The 14,520-nt window shown below is 52.7% G+C and carries 16 protein-coding genes; 3 read left to right on the top strand and 13 right to left on the bottom strand.

Features of this window, described 5'->3' with window-relative positions:
- Window positions 1–60: 60 nt before the first annotated feature.
- Complete coding sequence (gene eno, locus F459_RS0106550; protein WP_013256292.1) at window positions 61–1,356, top strand: phosphopyruvate hydratase; 1,296 nt, start codon at window positions 61–63, stop codon at window positions 1,354–1,356.
- Between the two features lie 103 nt (window positions 1,357–1,459).
- Here the strand turns inward: eno and F459_RS0106545 are convergent, their stop codons facing one another.
- The 6 genes from F459_RS0106545 to rplM all read right to left on the bottom strand — a co-directional run bounded on the left by F459_RS0106545 (window position 1,460) and on the right by rplM (window position 4,242).
- Complete coding sequence (locus F459_RS0106545; RefSeq protein ID WP_245540103.1) at window positions 1,460–1,729, bottom strand: acylphosphatase; 270 nt, start codon at window positions 1,727–1,729, stop codon at window positions 1,460–1,462.
- Window positions 1,730–1,731: 2 nt separating this feature from the next.
- Window positions 1,732–2,100 carry a response regulator gene (locus tag F459_RS0106540; protein WP_013256294.1) on the bottom strand — a complete coding sequence of 123 codons (369 nt, stop codon included), beginning with the start codon at window positions 2,098–2,100 and terminating at the stop codon, window positions 1,732–1,734.
- 5 nt (window positions 2,101–2,105) lie between these two features.
- A complete protein-coding gene (locus F459_RS0106535) occupies window positions 2,106–2,711 on the bottom strand; it encodes a response regulator (RefSeq protein ID WP_033301346.1) in 606 nt (201 codons plus the stop codon).
- A gap of 64 nt (window positions 2,712–2,775) precedes the next feature.
- Entirely contained in the window at window positions 2,776–3,399 is a 624-nt protein-coding gene (locus F459_RS0106530; RefSeq protein ID WP_020611938.1) for a regulatory protein RecX, read from the bottom strand.
- Window positions 3,400–3,401: 2 nt separating this feature from the next.
- Window positions 3,402–3,794: a 30S ribosomal protein S9 gene (gene rpsI / locus F459_RS0106525; protein ID WP_020611937.1), complete on the bottom strand. Its 393-nt coding sequence runs from the start codon at window positions 3,792–3,794 to the stop codon at window positions 3,402–3,404.
- A gap of 19 nt (window positions 3,795–3,813) precedes the next feature.
- Window positions 3,814–4,242: a 50S ribosomal protein L13 gene (gene rplM / locus F459_RS0106520; protein ID WP_020611936.1), complete on the bottom strand. Its 429-nt coding sequence runs from the start codon at window positions 4,240–4,242 to the stop codon at window positions 3,814–3,816.
- A 198-nt stretch (window positions 4,243–4,440) separates the two neighbouring features.
- Between rplM and F459_RS23550 the strand changes: the two genes are divergently transcribed.
- The gene (locus tag F459_RS23550) at window positions 4,441–4,668 is read left to right on the top strand and encodes a ferredoxin (RefSeq protein WP_081623715.1); all 228 of its coding nucleotides are present in this window, start codon (window positions 4,441–4,443) and stop codon (window positions 4,666–4,668) included.
- Here the strand turns inward: F459_RS23550 and F459_RS0106505 are convergent.
- From F459_RS0106505 to F459_RS0106475, 7 genes are read right to left on the bottom strand one after another with little or no spacing between them, the layout of a single operon-like run.
- A complete protein-coding gene (locus F459_RS0106505; RefSeq protein WP_020611933.1) occupies window positions 4,634–4,933 on the bottom strand; it encodes a hypothetical protein in 300 nt (99 codons plus the stop codon). The two genes, F459_RS23550 and F459_RS0106505, sit on opposite strands and share 35 nt — an antisense overlap.
- On the bottom strand, window positions 4,920–5,825 hold the full coding sequence (locus F459_RS0106500; RefSeq protein WP_020611932.1) for a hypothetical protein: 906 nt from the start codon (window positions 5,823–5,825) through the stop codon (window positions 4,920–4,922). Before F459_RS0106500 ends, F459_RS0106505 begins: the two co-directional genes overlap by 14 nt.
- Complete coding sequence (locus tag F459_RS0106495; protein WP_020611931.1) at window positions 5,815–7,995, bottom strand: ATP-dependent helicase; 2,181 nt, start codon at window positions 7,993–7,995, stop codon at window positions 5,815–5,817. The genes F459_RS0106500 and F459_RS0106495 overlap by 11 nt, the downstream gene beginning before the upstream one ends.
- A complete protein-coding gene (gene rimO / locus F459_RS0106490) occupies window positions 7,992–9,317 on the bottom strand; it encodes a 30S ribosomal protein S12 methylthiotransferase RimO (RefSeq protein ID WP_020611930.1) in 1,326 nt (441 codons plus the stop codon). Before rimO ends, F459_RS0106495 begins: the two co-directional genes overlap by 4 nt.
- Before the next feature lie 6 nt (window positions 9,318–9,323).
- Window positions 9,324–10,442, bottom strand: a complete 1,119-nt coding sequence (locus F459_RS0106485; RefSeq protein ID WP_020611929.1) for a helix-turn-helix domain-containing protein — start codon at window positions 10,440–10,442, stop codon at window positions 9,324–9,326.
- Window positions 10,443–10,444: 2 nt separating this feature from the next.
- Window positions 10,445–11,140 (bottom strand): LolA family protein, encoded by a 696-nt coding sequence (locus F459_RS0106480; RefSeq protein ID WP_020611928.1) that lies wholly within the window; start codon window positions 11,138–11,140, stop codon window positions 10,445–10,447.
- 46 nt (window positions 11,141–11,186) lie between these two features.
- Window positions 11,187–13,733 (bottom strand): tetratricopeptide repeat protein, encoded by a 2,547-nt coding sequence (locus tag F459_RS0106475; RefSeq protein ID WP_020611927.1) that lies wholly within the window; start codon window positions 13,731–13,733, stop codon window positions 11,187–11,189.
- A gap of 85 nt (window positions 13,734–13,818) precedes the next feature.
- Between F459_RS0106475 and pyrH the strand changes: the two genes are divergently transcribed.
- On the top strand, window positions 13,819–14,517 hold the full coding sequence (gene pyrH, locus F459_RS0106470; protein ID WP_020611926.1) for a UMP kinase: 699 nt from the start codon (window positions 13,819–13,821) through the stop codon (window positions 14,515–14,517).
- The last annotated feature ends 3 nt before the right edge of the window (window positions 14,518–14,520 follow it).

Raw genomic sequence — 14,520 nt, 5'->3', positions numbered from 1 at the left:
CTGGCTATTCATTGGATAGTTTGAATAAATAGAAGGAAATACCAGCACAGGAGAGGTATGATGAGTACTATTGAATTTATTGAAGCAAGAGAAATTCTCGACTCCCGTGGTAACCCCACTGTGGAAGTTGATGTCGTTCTTGAAGATGGATCCATGGGACGTGCGGCTGTTCCATCGGGGGCCTCGACCGGTGTACATGAGGCCGTGGAACTTCGCGACGGCGATAAGAGCCGTTTCATGGGAAAGGGCGTGCTCAAGGCCGTGGAAAATGTCAACGACACCCTTGCCGGTGAGCTGGTTGGACTGGATGTCCTCGACCAGGTTGATATCGACCGCACCATGATCGAACTCGACGGCACCGAGAACAAGGCAAAACTTGGTGCCAACGCCATTCTGGGTGTATCCATGGCGGTAGCAAGGGCAGCCGCCGACTTTCTCGGTGTGCCTCTTTTCAAGTATCTCGGAGCCTACCACGCAACCGTTCTTCCGGTTCCCATGGCCAACATTCTCAACGGCGGCTCTCATGCCGACAACTCCGTGGACTTCCAGGAGTTTATGGTCATGCCCGTCGGCGCCCAGAATGTCCGCGGCGGCATTCGCATGATCGCCGAGGTGTTCCACAACCTCAAATCCATCCTGAAGGACAAGGGTTACAGCACAGCAGTGGGAGACGAGGGCGGTTTCGCACCCAACCTGAAGAGCAATGAAGAGGCTTGTGAGCTTATTCTTCAGGCCATCGAAAAAGCGGGATACCGCCCAGGCGAAGATGTCATGATTGCTCTCGATCCTGCCGCAAGCGAGTTCTACGACGAAAAGAGCGGCAAGTATAAGCTTCGCTGGTCCACCGGCGCAGAATACTCAAGTACCGAAATGGCCGATTACTGGGCAAGCTGGACAGAGAAATATCCGATCATCAGCCTCGAAGACGGCATGGCCGAAGACGACTGGGAAGGCTGGAAATACCTCACCGACAAGATCGGCAAGAAGGTACAGCTGGTGGGTGACGACCTGTTTGTAACAAACACCAAGCGTCTGAGAAAAGGAATCAGCGAGGGCATTGCAAACTCCATCCTCATCAAGGTAAATCAGATTGGAACCCTTACCGAAACCTTCGAAGCAGTCGATATGGCGAAGAGGGCCGGTTATACCGCCGTTGTTTCTCACCGATCGGGCGAGACCGAAGACAGCTTCATCGCGGATCTGGTTGTCGGACTGGAGACGGGACAGATCAAGACCGGTTCTTTGAGCCGAACCGACCGACTGGCTAAGTACAACCAGCTTATGAGAATCGAGGATTATCTCGAAGGCGTCGCCGAATATCCCGGCATGAAGGCCTTTTATTCCATCAAACGCTAACATCCTAAAAGCTTTGTTTTACAAAAAAAGCTGTCCGGTTCCCGCCGGGCAGCTTTTTTACGTTTTATGGCATGTATGACAATTTCAATTTACCGGCGGCCCGTCAATAACGAACGGAAAAGCCGCGTATGCCTTCGGGTGGAACTTCCTTTACGCGTACAGTGTCGATTCTGGCCATCGACGGACCTTCCTTGCACCACGCGATGAACGCCTGACACGCCTTCAGGCTTCCTTCAGCATAAAGAAGAACGCTTCCGTCATATTCGTTGCGTACCCACCCATTGATTCGCGCACGGTCGGCGGCCAGCTTTGCCGAGTAGCGAAAACCGACCCCCTGGACCCGTCCCGACACGGCAATTCGGTAGGCTGCCAAATTCAAACCTGCAATTCAGAATCGAGGGCGTCTCCCACCTTTTCCGCCAGTAACGCATAATCGAAAGGCTTGTAGATCACTTCAAAGGGGATACTGAATTCCGGTCGAAGAAATCCGCTCGTGATGAAGATGCGTTTATCCTTGCAATAGGTATCAAGAAATTTTATCCAGTAATCTCCGCCGAGAATATCCATACGATAATCGGTCACTATAACTTTTATGGCATGATCCAGAAGCTGCTTTATAGCGCCGACACCATCGGAAGCAACCAGCACCTTAAAACCTTTCTTCTGAAGATAGTCACGGAGGGTAAGACGTATGGAATCCTCATCCTCCACAATTAAAACAAGGCCTTTTCGTTCCTCATGCATGTACGCTACCCCCTGGCAGCCACAAGATCCTGAACGGCAGCAAGAAGGGAACCGAAATCAACAGGCTTGGCAAAAAAGGCGTCGGCACCCTCGCTGATAATCTTTTCTGACTCCGCCTCATCGTCCAGGCCGCTCACGGAAATGATAACCGGCGAACCGAGGCTCTCATCTTTTTTAATTTTGGTGCAAAGCTGGTGTCCGTTGACTCCCGGGAGATCGATATCCAAGATGACGATATCGGGTTTCTCCCGACTTAAAACGACACCGGCTTCAAAGCCGTCAAAAGCCTGACTAATCTGCCAATCGGGCATCTTGCGGGAAAAAAATTGTTTCAGCATATCATTCAGCTCTCGATCATCATCAATTATAAGAACTTTATCTTGATCTTTCTGGCGCTGCAGGTCTTCAAGCTCTTCGGGGATTCGCATACCTCGCCCTTCGAGAAACGAGAGCAAATCTTCGGCATAAATTCGGTATTGACCTCCGGGCGTGGTGAATGCCTTCAAATGATTGCTTTTTATCCAGTTTATCGCAGTTTGATTCACAACTCCACAAATATTGGCGACTTCAAGTGCGGAAAAGATCCTCACTTTTTTCCCATTTTTGGCCATGGATTGTATATCTCCTTCGCCCGTTTTCTGAATATCCTTTATTGTAACAAAAATATCTAAAAGGTCAATGCAAACCTTCCGAAGGACCAAAAAACTTCTCAACAGTCCGCATAACGTTCGATCGGGAAAATCCCTTTCGTGCCAGAGATGCCGCCATAGACTTCCGCGAAACACCATCTTTGCGAAACAGTTTTCGGGCGGCCGCTTCAAGAGCCGCAGTTTCCTCTTCAGGTCCTAAAAGGGTATCGACGACCGTTCGGGCAATGGTCCGATCGACCCCTTTCGACGCCAGCCCCGCCAGCAACTTCGCTTTCCCTTCAGGATGTCGGCGTATTCTTGATCCCACCCACATCTCGGAAAATCGCTTATCGTCGAGAAGGTGGAGTTCCTCCAAGCGAGATATCACCGAATGAATCACTTGGTCGGAAAAACCGCGACGCGAAAGCTTTCCACGAAGTTCGAAAGCGCTGTGTTCCCGCCTCCCGACAAGATCAAGGGCCTTGGTCCATGCCGAAAGCATACAAGACTGCTCTTCAATAGCATAGAACAACTCTTCGCCGATTTCCATTCCTTCTACAAGATGTAGGGTGAAAATACATTCACCCGGAACAAAAAAAGAGGAGCCGTCGGAAATGGTGAGATATACACCTCTTCCTTCGACTCCCTGGCGTATGCTCTGAAGAACCACGCTTATCGTTTGGAGAACTGGAATCTTCTCCGTGCTCCGCGCTGACCGTATTTCTTCCGTTCCACCATTCGGGAATCTCTGGTAAGAAAACCGTTTGCCCGGAGTGAAGTCAGGTTTCCTGCATCGTATTCTACAAGGGCTCTGGCAAGACCATGACGACACGCTCCCGCCTGCCCCGAGGGCCCACCGCCCTTAACATTGATAACAATATCGAATTTACCTTCACTAGCGGTCACTGCAAGGGGTTGTCTGACCACATAGACAAAAGAGGGATTATTGAAATAATCATCAACACTCTTTCCATTCACGGATACGGCTCCACTACCTTCTCTAAGGTAAACCCTGGCTACCGCTGTTTTCCTTCTACCTGTTCCTAATGAAAGATTCTTTACCACCTATTTGCTCCTATCGCCGTTAGATTTCAAGGGTCTCGGGCTTCTGCGCCGTATGGGGATGATCCGCTCCAGCATAGACCTTTACGTGACGAAAAAGCTCTCTTCCGAGAGGGCCTTTGGGAAGCATTCCCTTGATCGCATGCTCCAGAGGAAAGGTTGGCTTACGCTGGACCATCTTCTCGTAGCTCTCCATTGTGAGACCGCCGGGATAACCGGAGTGCCGGTAATAGAATTTCGCGTTTTTCTTGTTTCCACTCAAATCGGCCTTTGCCGCATTGAGAATTATGACATAATCACCCAGATCCTGGTGATACAGGAATTCCGGTTTGTTCTTCCCACGCAGAACCCTAGCAACCTTCTCGGCAACTCGGCCAAGGCGTTTGCCTTCGGCGTCGACCACATACCATTTTGTCTCCTGGTCGCCGCTTTTCTTCATGATCGTCTTCATTTATCTGCCTCTATTTCGTTTTTACCGGAGAATTGGACGGAATAATCCCATATCACGGGATTTCTGTCAAGGCAGGGGGCCGGGGCTGTACCTCCTGCTCTTTCATCCATCTTCTCTTCGCCGGAATTATCCGCTGTAACAAGAATAACCAAATTACGCTTTACGTCAAGACGTCCCGATTGTATCTTGTAACGGAAGATGAAGTATCGTATAGAAATTGATAAGGATGTATGCATCGCCTGTGGTCTTTGCGAACATCAGTTCCCCAATTATTTTAAAATCGGTCGCAGCCATGCCGAATATCTCGGATCTCAACCCCTTACCGTTGAGGACGAGGTGACGGCAGAGCGTTTGGCATGTCTTGGACAAGAATGTCCGACATCGGCCCTTCTCATCGCCTTCGTTTCTTCCACAGTGCTGCGATAAATCCGAAGGCAAGAAAAAGTATCGGTAAATTTTCTAAGACAACCGATACATGGAGTACTCCGGGAATAAGGAAAATCCCCTCACCGACCACGCCGAAAACCCTAAGGGTTTGATACATCACGTTACCATAAAAGAGAATAGCCGCCATGATAACCAACATCCAGGCACTGTCCCTGGTCGAAGACCAAAGCATGATGGCAAGGAACGTCGTCACCCCACCGAGAGAAAGCCGTACCACGAGGGCCACCAGTTCATAGGTTTCCATGGAATTCCTCCTCTATCCGCAAAAAGGATTGTACCTCACCCTCGGTAACAGAGAAAGGGATGATCGCAGGAACATCCGGCGAGGGAGGCAAAACGATCCTCCTTCTCAGGGACGACGCACGAAATAGAGCATAGGAATCTCTATCCAGCTTCCAGACAAGATAGGGTCCGATCCTTTGCCAAAGCAGCGACGAGACAGCTTCTTCGACAAAGGAAGGCCAGGGGGATCCGGGCTCTGCCACCTTGCGCAGCAAATCGTTCACTGCCGTTGCGGTAAGTGCGGCAACAGAAGCAGAAATCGGGTCTTCATTGCCATAGTCACGGGAAGGTGTGTCCTCGATGCGCCTCAAGGAAAGGAGGGCCCAGGGCGCGAAATCCCCGGGAACAGGAAGTACGGGAACAATCCGCAACAGCTCCGGCAGCATGAGAGATTCATCCTCCAACAGCCGTTCCCAGAATCCGAATGCAAAGGGACGCCATAAAAAGAGAGCACCATCCCTTGCCGCAGAAGAACATTCGGCAACGGAAAGGGTCATCGGATCAACAAGCTTCGCCGATGCACAGAAGGCAAGCAGTCGCTCCCTGTTTCTGAAAAGCTGGACGGCGGGAGAAATTTTATACCCGCGCTTGCCGGTCATGCTTGAAAGCGGAGCACAAAGCCCGGCAATTGCTTTTTTGAGCCTAGAGATGTCTTTACCGGGGAACGAGGCCCAGAGGCCCTTTGCAGCCGAAGACTTCAGACTTCGAAGCATGTGTTCGGGGCGGTGTCCGAGAATGGCAGAACCGCCGTCAAGATACATATCGAGAAAACGCCTTCCACCTGCATCGTAAAGACGGTAGTCTCTGGCCCTCCGAATAGGAGGCAGGGCCTCATATCCGAAGTCACCACTCATCGCCGATCCTCTCCAATCCGCTATATCGAGGCAAAAACTCAGCCTCCCTCCCAGTCTCAAAACGGACCGTCACAACAAGTTCCCCATCCCGCATCACGGCGGCAATCACCTGGCCCCTGCCGTAATCATCGTGGTATACCATGGTTTCGGGAGGAAATCCTTGGTAATCCTCCACATCTTTTCCATGTTCCTTTCCGGAACCGAAAGATGCCGTCTCCAGCCAGTAATCCCTGGTCGACAGGGCCCCGGAGGCGGCCGAGAGATTCTCAAAACCGCGTTCCTCTTCTATGACCTCTTTCGGTAATTCACGTAGAAATCGCGAAGGTAGCCTCATTTCGGTCCGCCCCCAGATGGTACGGCGTCGGCAGCCGGTGAGATACAGCTCGTATCGTGCCCTGGTAATGCTGACATAAAAGATACGCCGCTCTTCTTCAAGCTCGTCTTCATCGTCTGCCCCCCTGCCGGGGAAAAGGCCCTCCTCCATACCCGTAATGATGACCCTGTCGAATTCGAGGCCCTTTGTGTTGTGCATGGTGATAAGGGTCACCCCGTTCTCATTCGACGGGTCCTGCCCCCCCAAACGAGAACGGTCCAGTTCAAGATCCTCAAGAAAGGCTGACAAGCCCTCTCTGCCTGAGGGGTATTCCGCCGCCGCCGCCACCAGCTGCTGGAGGTTTTCACTCTTCTGGCTCATGGCAACCTCATCCTGCCGATAATAATCAAGGAGTCCGGAAAGGCTCAGGGCCTCCTGCAGTGCCTGGGCAAGATCGGAGTGTTCGACGAGCCGTCCGATTTCCTCCATGACGGCAAAAAACGCTCCGGCCCCGCGGGCACCTTTGCCGGAAAGAATGGTATCCGCCTGCGCACAGGCGGCCAGGAGATCCCCCGAGCAGAACCGCCCTCCATGGTCACATAGCTTTCCCACCGACTTTGACCCGATTCCCCTGGTCGGCTTATTGACGATACGTCGAAAGGCAACCTCATCCTTCGGATTCTGCAGAAGGGCAAGCAGGGCAAGAGCATCCTTGATCTCTTCACGCTCATAAAAACGCAGGGCTCCTACCACCTTGTAGGGAATTCCCCGACGGAGAAAACAGGTCTCAAAGGCTGCAGACTGGGCATTGGTCCGGTATAAAATGGCCGTGCCGTCAAGATTTCCGTCGGAGAGCAAGCCTGCACAATACTCGGCCTCGTCATTTTGATCGGAGAGAAAGCAGACTCGAACCTTAACCCCTTCCCCCTTTGTCGGCCGAAGGGTTTTACCCAGCCTGCTTCGATTATTGGCGACCACCTCCGAAGCGGCCTGGAGAATCCTACCGGTAGAGCGGTAGTTCTCCTCGAGCCTGATCACTTTCGTGCCCGGGAAGGTATCGGGAAAGGTAACGATATTCTTTACCTCGGCCCCCCGAAATCGATAAATAGACTGATCATCGTCGCCGACCACACAGACCGCGGTGTTCGGTCCTGCCAATTCCCTCAGCAAATGGTACTGGGCAACGTTGGAATCCTGATATTCATCGACAAGGATGACCCGAAACCGCCCGTGAAAGCGATCCCGTACCTCGGGAAAATCCTGCAAAAGCCGCACAGGAAGAAGAATGAGATCCCCAAAATCAACATTTCCCATCTCCCGAAGCCGCTTTTCGTAGCTGCGATAGAGACGAGGAAAATCAGGATCTCGACTAAGGGATTCAAGATCGTCATCGGGAGACAGGGCATAGTCCTTGGCACGGCTTATAAGATGGGCATAGGGGGCAAGCTCCCGTCGTTTCTTACCTTCTTCCAAAGCATGAAGCAGGGTAAGGCTGTCTTCGTCGTCATAGATGGTAAAATTGGGATCAAGTTCCAGAAGCTTGGCATGCCTGCGGCAAAGCCAGGCACCGAAGGAGTGGAAGGTGCGGATCATAACCTTAGCACCACCGTCGGGAACCATTTCGGCAACCCGCTGACGCATCTCCCCTGCCGCCTTATTAGTAAAGGTAACCGCCAGAATGGAATAGGGATCATAACCGAGTCGGTCGATCATGTAGGCAATTTTCGAGGTGATCACCCTGGTTTTTCCCGATCCGGCACCGGCGAGGATCAAAAGAGAAGGCCCTTCATACAGGACAGCCTCACGCTGGGCCCGGTTCAGAGCATCAAGGTAGGCAGAAACATCACCTTCACTCATACACAGACAGCCTCCAGATCAAATCCGTTGCTTCGTACAATTCGACAGGTCATCCAATCGCCGGCCTTAAGATCCGGAGCGGAAACGACCGTAGCCCCATCCACCTCAGGGGCCTGGAACCACGCCCGGCCGAGGGCTACATCCTCTTCTTTAACAGGCTCTTCAATCAAAACCTTTGTCTCGATACCGACCCTCGATGCGGCCCGTTCCATGCTGATGGACTCCTGAAGTTCCTGAAAGCGTCGAAGGCGCCTTTCTGCGGCGGGCATGGCAAGACGATGCATCAGCGGTCCGCGCAGAAAAGCAGCCCTTGTACCCTCTTCACGGCTGAACAGGAAGAAACCGGCCCAGTCGAGCCGTGCTTCGGCGATAAAGGACTCCAAAGCGGCGACTTCCTTCCTCCCCTCTCCCGGGTAGCCGAGAAGAAAGGTGGATCGTATTGTGGCATCGGGAAGTGCTGAACGGATCTCCCTGATCAAGGCCAGGTAGCCTGCCGCATCTCCCCGGCGCCCCATGCTCGAGAGAATCTTCGGATGCGCATGTTGAAGGGGAATATCGAAATAGGGAAGGATCCGGGAATCGGCCCGCAGGATGGGGAAAATCTCTTTGGGAAAATGATCGGGATGGATGTAAAGCATGCGAAGCCAGAACTCCCCCTCCAGGGAGGAAAGGCGCCTCAGAAGCTCGGGAAACAGGGAGGCTGTCCCCTGGTCCGTTCCGTAGGCGGCAAGATCCTGGGCCACGAGGTTGATCTCTTTCACGCCGTTCCTGATAAGCCGGGCGGCCTCTTCCACGATCTGTTCCATCGGCACACTACGAAGCGAGCCGCGAATGAGGGGAATGGCACAGTAGGAACAAAAGTGATTGCAGCCTTCGGAAATTCTCAAGTAAGAACTGCCGGGAAAGGAAAAAAGCCGGTTCCTGTTGCAGGAAAGTTTTGCCTCTTCAGGCAAGAGTACCGGCCGTTTATCCTCAAAAAGCGGTTCAAGAATATCCGTGATGTCATCGACGGCGTAATTCCCGAAAACCCCATCGATCTCGGTCATCTCTTCAAGGAGTCGGGCCCCATAACGCTGCGCCATACAACCGGCAAAAAGAATTCGAGCCTTCGGATAGTCGGCCCGGGCGGAAAGGGCTACATTAACCGCCTCCTGCCGTGCAACTTCGATAAAACCGCAGCTATTTATGATGATGAGATCTGCCGCTCCGGCATCCTCTACGTATTGCAAGCCTGCATCGTCAAGCCTTGCGGCGATTATTTCGGCATCAACCTGGTTCTTGGCACAGCCGAGTTTTTCTATATAGTAGCGTTTATGCGTCATCCAGAATCAATAGACGGGTATCAACTTCAATTCGTAATTTCCTGAGTCACTTCGCTCCCATCTGACCAATTTGGTGGAAACCTCACCGGCACCACCGAGATCCACTTCCTTTCCGGTAATCTTTGCAGTGACCAATCCCGCGTTGGAAACCCAAAGCCGAATCTCCCGATCAACATCGATCCGGAAAAGTTCGTCTTTGTGGAAATAACGTTCCTCACGCTGAGAGGAATCGGAAAGATAGCGAAAAAGGCAATAACCGCGAAAAGAAAGCTCTACCTGAAAAGGATTTGGACGAGAAGCCGTGGTAATGGTAACAGGCTCCGAACGACGAGAAGCGACACTGCTTTCCCCTACAGCCGGAGTGGAATCGGTCTCTTCAAGACCTTCACCGCCCCCCTCCAGCGGACGTTTAAGGAAACGGTCGAAACGAATCACAGCACTTTTATCGGAAACAAGAATATCGTTCACGAAAATTCTCAGATCGGCCTCACCATCGCCGTCGATATCCACCTGCCGATCCTCATCCATGGAGAACTCAAGATCACCGGCGGCCGTACGCATTTCGACCGTCTGGTCGACGGACGTTATGGTAATTGGGACATCCCCGTTTTCCAGAGAGACAAAAACGACATCGTTGACGGAAAAGCGCTTTTCCAGGATCTCTTCTTCCAGAGGAAAGTGCTCAATCTGCTCATCAGGGGATACGGAAGCCTTGGCAGCTGCTGCCTCATCGCCGGCACTGCCGCTTTTTTCTTTTCCCAGCATTCCTGAAAAACCGATAAGATAAACACCCGCCGCGATAAGAGCAAGAACGACAAGAATGATTACCGCAGGCAAGACAGGTATCTTTCGCTTTCTGTCGAGAAGTTGCTCCATGGGCGCAGGCTGCTCCTGGAGCTTAAGATTTCTGTACAGCCCAACCAACTCTTCACTTTCAAGGCCGAGATAATCGGCATAGTTTCTGAGAAATCCGACGATATAGGGTTCTCCCGGAAATATGGTAAAATCCTCATTTTCAAGGGCGTCAATATATCGTCGGGCAATGTTGGTGTCCCTGGCAACCTGTTCAATCGAATACCCCCGTTCTTCACGGGTCTGCCGCAATTTGACTCCAATCGACTCCATTATTATTCTTCCGGTTCAAACAGAAAATTTTCAATGATATACGCAGAAGCGGGCTCATCATACTGAAAGCGCGCATCGGGTATCCCTTGGTTTACATCAACAGCATTAAAATCGAACTGAAAAGATTCGTAATCGGCGGTAATCCCTTTCATACGACGAATTCGCAGGTCCTCATCCACAGAAATGATGATCTGGCGAAACCCCTCGTCGGTGCTTCGCCAATGAAGGTTGAGATTACGGACCAATACATCGGAACCTTCGTCCAAAGGAACAGGATCGGGACCATCAAGAAAGGCGATACTATATCCCCGCTTGAGCAGAGCCAAGCCCTGACTGCTGGCCATTGAGGCCAAGGTTGCCTGGCTATGACGTTTGAGCTGCTGTCGAAGTACCACATTCTGCCGCGGGAGGTAGAGACTCATCTTTTCACCGTCAACAACAATAGTCTGATCCTTTGGTTCGGTAAAATTGATCCGCAGGAGATTGGGGGATTTATAATAACAAACCCCCTCCATTGTGGTATCACCATGGTTGATGGTAATCAAGGCCTCATAATCATCAACCTTTCCGTAGGCATCGGAAACCGAGTTGAAAAAACGTTCGGCCGTAAGGATTTCCTGAGCCGACAAGGCAGCAGAAAGAAATACAAAGACGATAAGAGAAAAAGCCCGAAACAGGCGAGTTGTTTGCTGGTTCATAACTCTCACATCATACAGATCGGGGACCGTTTGTCAAGCTTGGTTCTTACCGGCCGTTCTTTCCGGCCGAAACCAGATGCATGACAAGATAGCGAAGCCCTGCATCATTGAGTTTCAAGGGGACATTACAGACCGGGCAGTGAAATCGTCCCTCCGAAAGATGTTCCATACCGCAGGCGACACAAAAGACAGCCCCGCAGGAGGGACATTTTCCCGCAGGAGCCTCGGCAGGGGGTTCACCCTTGAGTTTCAGGCGATCGGGGGCATCGGCATCCGATGGAACCCACCAGCTGCGCCCGCAGCCTGCACAGCGGTATTCCTCTCCTCCTTCATCCCGAAGACGACGACGGAGGGCCCCAATATGGGGAAAATCCACATCGTCCGCCGCCCTTTCGGCAATGCTAAGCTGCTCATCCGCCTCACTATAGCGCCCCCGAACCATCAGCATCTCCGCCAGGTCGGCCCTGCAAAAGGGATCTTTCGGATCGCTTTCGACGGCGGCCTGAAAGGCGGAAAGGGCACGGGAATATTCACCGGTTCTAAAGGCAGCCTGCCCGGTAAGCCTGTAGCGCAGGGCAGTAGGATTTTCCTCAAGAAGACGGGCGAGAATCCGCTCCGCCTCGGGGACACGGTCGGCAGCAAGCAGTGCAGCAGCACCGTTTTCCCGCCAAAGAGGATTCGCAGGTTCATCCCGGGCAGCAGCAAGGTAGGCATCGGCTGCCTCGTCGTAGCGGTGTGAAGCAGAAAGGATATTACCCTTGCGATTGAAAAGCTGTGGAGAAGAGAGACAGGTAAGGGCATCGTCGATACAGGATACGGCGGCTTTGCATCCCCGAAGACGAAGGAGGGCCTCGGAATAGTTTATTATCGGTTCCGGCTCTTCCGGCAAAAGCTGTTTTGCATGCTCAAAGAGATCCAGTGCCTCAGCATCTTTTCTTTCATCAAGCAAAATCAGTCCCAAAAGGTTCCAGTTCCAGCCGTTCTCCCGATCCAGTTCGAGGGCCCGGCGGGCCTCCTCCTCATTTCCCTTGCCGGAAAGATACCCTATCTCTGCCCGTTTAAAATGATAGAGGGGATAATCAGGCTCCAGGGCAAGTGCCGCATCCGTCAAAGCGGCGGCGGAGGCGAGATCATTCCTGTGCAGGTCGAGAAGGGCGCAAAGATAGTAGACCGCGCTATCGCCGCACCCCCTTTGGACAAGGGGACGAAGCAGAGCCTCGGCACGAGCCCAATTTCCATCCTCAAAAGCGATCTTGCCCTCTATGGCAAGGGCCTCGGGATCATCGGGTGCATAGCGACGAACGGCGGCAATGGCCCGCTCAAGTTCGTCCCAAGCCTGCTGTCGATAAAGCTCACCGGCTGCCTTTCGATACATTGCAAGCGCCTCCGTGTTTTTCCCGCTTCGCTCGAAAGAGGCTGCAGCGTTCAGGGCAAACTGGCTGACAGAGGGATCCCCCTCAAAGGCACGGCGGTACAAGTCCGCGGCTTGGTCAAAGCGCCCAAGGGAAGAAAGGGCGTTACCACGAAGGTTGAGCAAAGCAGAGGACAAAGGCTTTTGAGCTTCCATCGTATCGAGAAGCCCAAGAAGTTCATCGATACGCCCCTGGAGATAGAGGACCCCGGCCTTTTCCCTAAGAGCCTCCTCCATGCCCGGATCGCCTTCAAGGATTCGCTCTATGTGCAAAAGCGCTGAATCGTAAAAACCAAGAGAAAGATAGCATTCAGCCAAAAGCAGTTCTTCTTCGGGGAGGGGGGCCCGTCCGGTAAAGGCACGTTTCAATTGGATAAGAGCGGGCCCAAAGTTACCAAAATCGAAAAATCGACGGGCAAGAATAATCCGCTGCTCAGGAGAAGGTTTTATTGCACGGGTCCAGCGAAGATATTCAATCTCGACCTCTACCGGGCGAGACTCGACCAACAGGGAGAGAAACCTGACCTCTGTTCGGTCGCCTTCCTGAGGATTACGGGCATGATAACGCTGGGCAGCCAGGGCAATATAACCGCTTCGTCCGCCGTCATCCTCCACCTCTCCAGCCCACGCCCCGTCGATAAAAAAGGTAAAGGAGGTTCCTCTGGCAATCAACTTCAGCGTCACCCTGCGGAAACCGGATGAATCATCCTTTTCCGCAGCCGCTGCCCCCCGGGGAGCAGCGGTCCAGGGAATCAACGTTCTCGGATGACCGTTAAATACGAAATCGAATCGGAACATTCCTGTATCGCTCACAAGAACGTAGTAAAAAGAATCCTCGGAAATCTTCCGTAACAGGAGACCGGCGGAATAGTTCATTTCCTCCGCACCGGAGGGAATCGTCATCTCGATTTCCACAAGAACATCATCATATTGGTACTGTTGATCCTGGACCCAGGCGAAAAAATCCGGCTTCTGCAGCTCAAGAGAAAAATACCCCTCCCTGTAGGCGGCCCGGTATCCTGGCCCGCCGCCGACATCAAAGCGTCTATGAGCCTCCTTTTCCGAAAACGAGGTTTCCCAACGCTCCGTCACAATGCTTCCGGCCTCCGGCTTTCGGGAAAAGAGGCGCAAAAGCAGGCGGTTGGTTCTGCGTATGAGTTGTTCAAAGGGTCTGAATGCCATTGCGCATCAGTATACGGAGCACAGCCGTTTCCGTCCAGCTGCTCCTTGTGGTATGATAGGAGCAACACAAAGGGATGGAGGAAGCATGGCTGATGTAAAGGTGCTCTCGGTTGGAGGGTCGATTCTGGCCCCATCGGAACCGGATGTCCTGTTTATACGAAATTTCCTGGCGGTATTGCAGGAATATCTTGAAGGACAAGAAGAACGGCGGCTGATTTTGGTAAGTGGGGGAGGTGCCCCGGCGAGGGTCTATCAGCAGGCATATCGGCAGATTCTTCAGCCGGAGATGGGCAGCAGCGATGACCAGGATATGATCGGCATCGCCGCGACCCGGCTCAACGCGCAGCTGCTTCGGGGTGTACTGGGGGATCTCTGTAAAGACGAAGTAGTCACCGATCCTTCCGCAGACTTTCCCTTTACCGGGAGGGTGCTTGTGGCGGCCGGCTGGAAACCGGGCTTTTCAACGGATAACGATGCAGTGGTCCTTGCAAAGCGTTTTGCAGCCGATACCGTCGTAAACCTTTCGAATATCGCGAAAATCTACTCTGCCGATCCGAAACTCGATCCTTCGGCTCGCCCCCTCGACAGAATCAGCTGGGCTGATTTTCGGAAGATGGTGGGCGACGAGTGGACTCCCGGTAAGAATCTTCCCTTTGATCCCGTCGCCGCAAAGCTCGGTGAGGCAATCGGTCTACGGGTCATCACCGCCGAAGGAAGAAATATTGAGAATCTGAAGCACATCCTGGCAGGAGAGCCCTTCGAAGGCAGCATCATCGAGCCGTAACAG

It is taken from the genome of Sediminispirochaeta bajacaliforniensis DSM 16054 (assembly GCF_000378205.1).
In the GTDB taxonomy this organism is placed as follows: Bacteria; Spirochaetota; Spirochaetia; order DSM-16054; family Sediminispirochaetaceae; genus Sediminispirochaeta; species Sediminispirochaeta bajacaliforniensis.
The sequence above is the reverse complement of the archived record's forward strand: the minus strand, read 5'-3'. Positions and strand labels throughout refer to the sequence as shown.

Bases quoted from the DNA above. Each gene is read 5' to 3' on its own strand.
- eno (WP_013256292.1), top strand. From the start codon at position 61: ATGAGTACTATTGAATTTATTGAAGCAAGAGAAATTCTCGACTCCCGT.
- F459_RS0106540 (WP_013256294.1), bottom strand. From the start codon at position 2,100: ATGCATGAGGAACGAAAAGGCCTTGTTTTAATTGTGGAGGATGAGGAT.
- F459_RS0106535 (WP_033301346.1), bottom strand. From the start codon at position 2,711: ATGGCCAAAAATGGGAAAAAAGTGAGGATCTTTTCCGCACTTGAAGTC.
- rplM (WP_020611936.1), bottom strand. From the start codon at position 4,242: ATGAAGACGATCATGAAGAAAAGCGGCGACCAGGAGACAAAATGGTAT.
- F459_RS23550 (WP_081623715.1), top strand. From the start codon at position 4,441: ATGAAGTATCGTATAGAAATTGATAAGGATGTATGCATCGCCTGTGGT.
- F459_RS0106505 (WP_020611933.1), bottom strand. From the start codon at position 4,933: ATGGAAACCTATGAACTGGTGGCCCTCGTGGTACGGCTTTCTCTCGGT.
- F459_RS0106500 (WP_020611932.1), bottom strand. From the start codon at position 5,825: ATGAGTGGTGACTTCGGATATGAGGCCCTGCCTCCTATTCGGAGGGCC.
- F459_RS0106495 (WP_020611931.1), bottom strand. From the start codon at position 7,995: ATGAGTGAAGGTGATGTTTCTGCCTACCTTGATGCTCTGAACCGGGCC.
- rimO (WP_020611930.1), bottom strand. From the start codon at position 9,317: ATGACGCATAAACGCTACTATATAGAAAAACTCGGCTGTGCCAAGAAC.
- F459_RS0106485 (WP_020611929.1), bottom strand. From the start codon at position 10,442: ATGGAGTCGATTGGAGTCAAATTGCGGCAGACCCGTGAAGAACGGGGG.
- F459_RS0106480 (WP_020611928.1), bottom strand. From the start codon at position 11,140: ATGAACCAGCAAACAACTCGCCTGTTTCGGGCTTTTTCTCTTATCGTC.
- F459_RS0106475 (WP_020611927.1), bottom strand. From the start codon at position 13,733: ATGGCATTCAGACCCTTTGAACAACTCATACGCAGAACCAACCGCCTG.
- pyrH (WP_020611926.1), top strand. From the start codon at position 13,819: ATGGCTGATGTAAAGGTGCTCTCGGTTGGAGGGTCGATTCTGGCCCCA.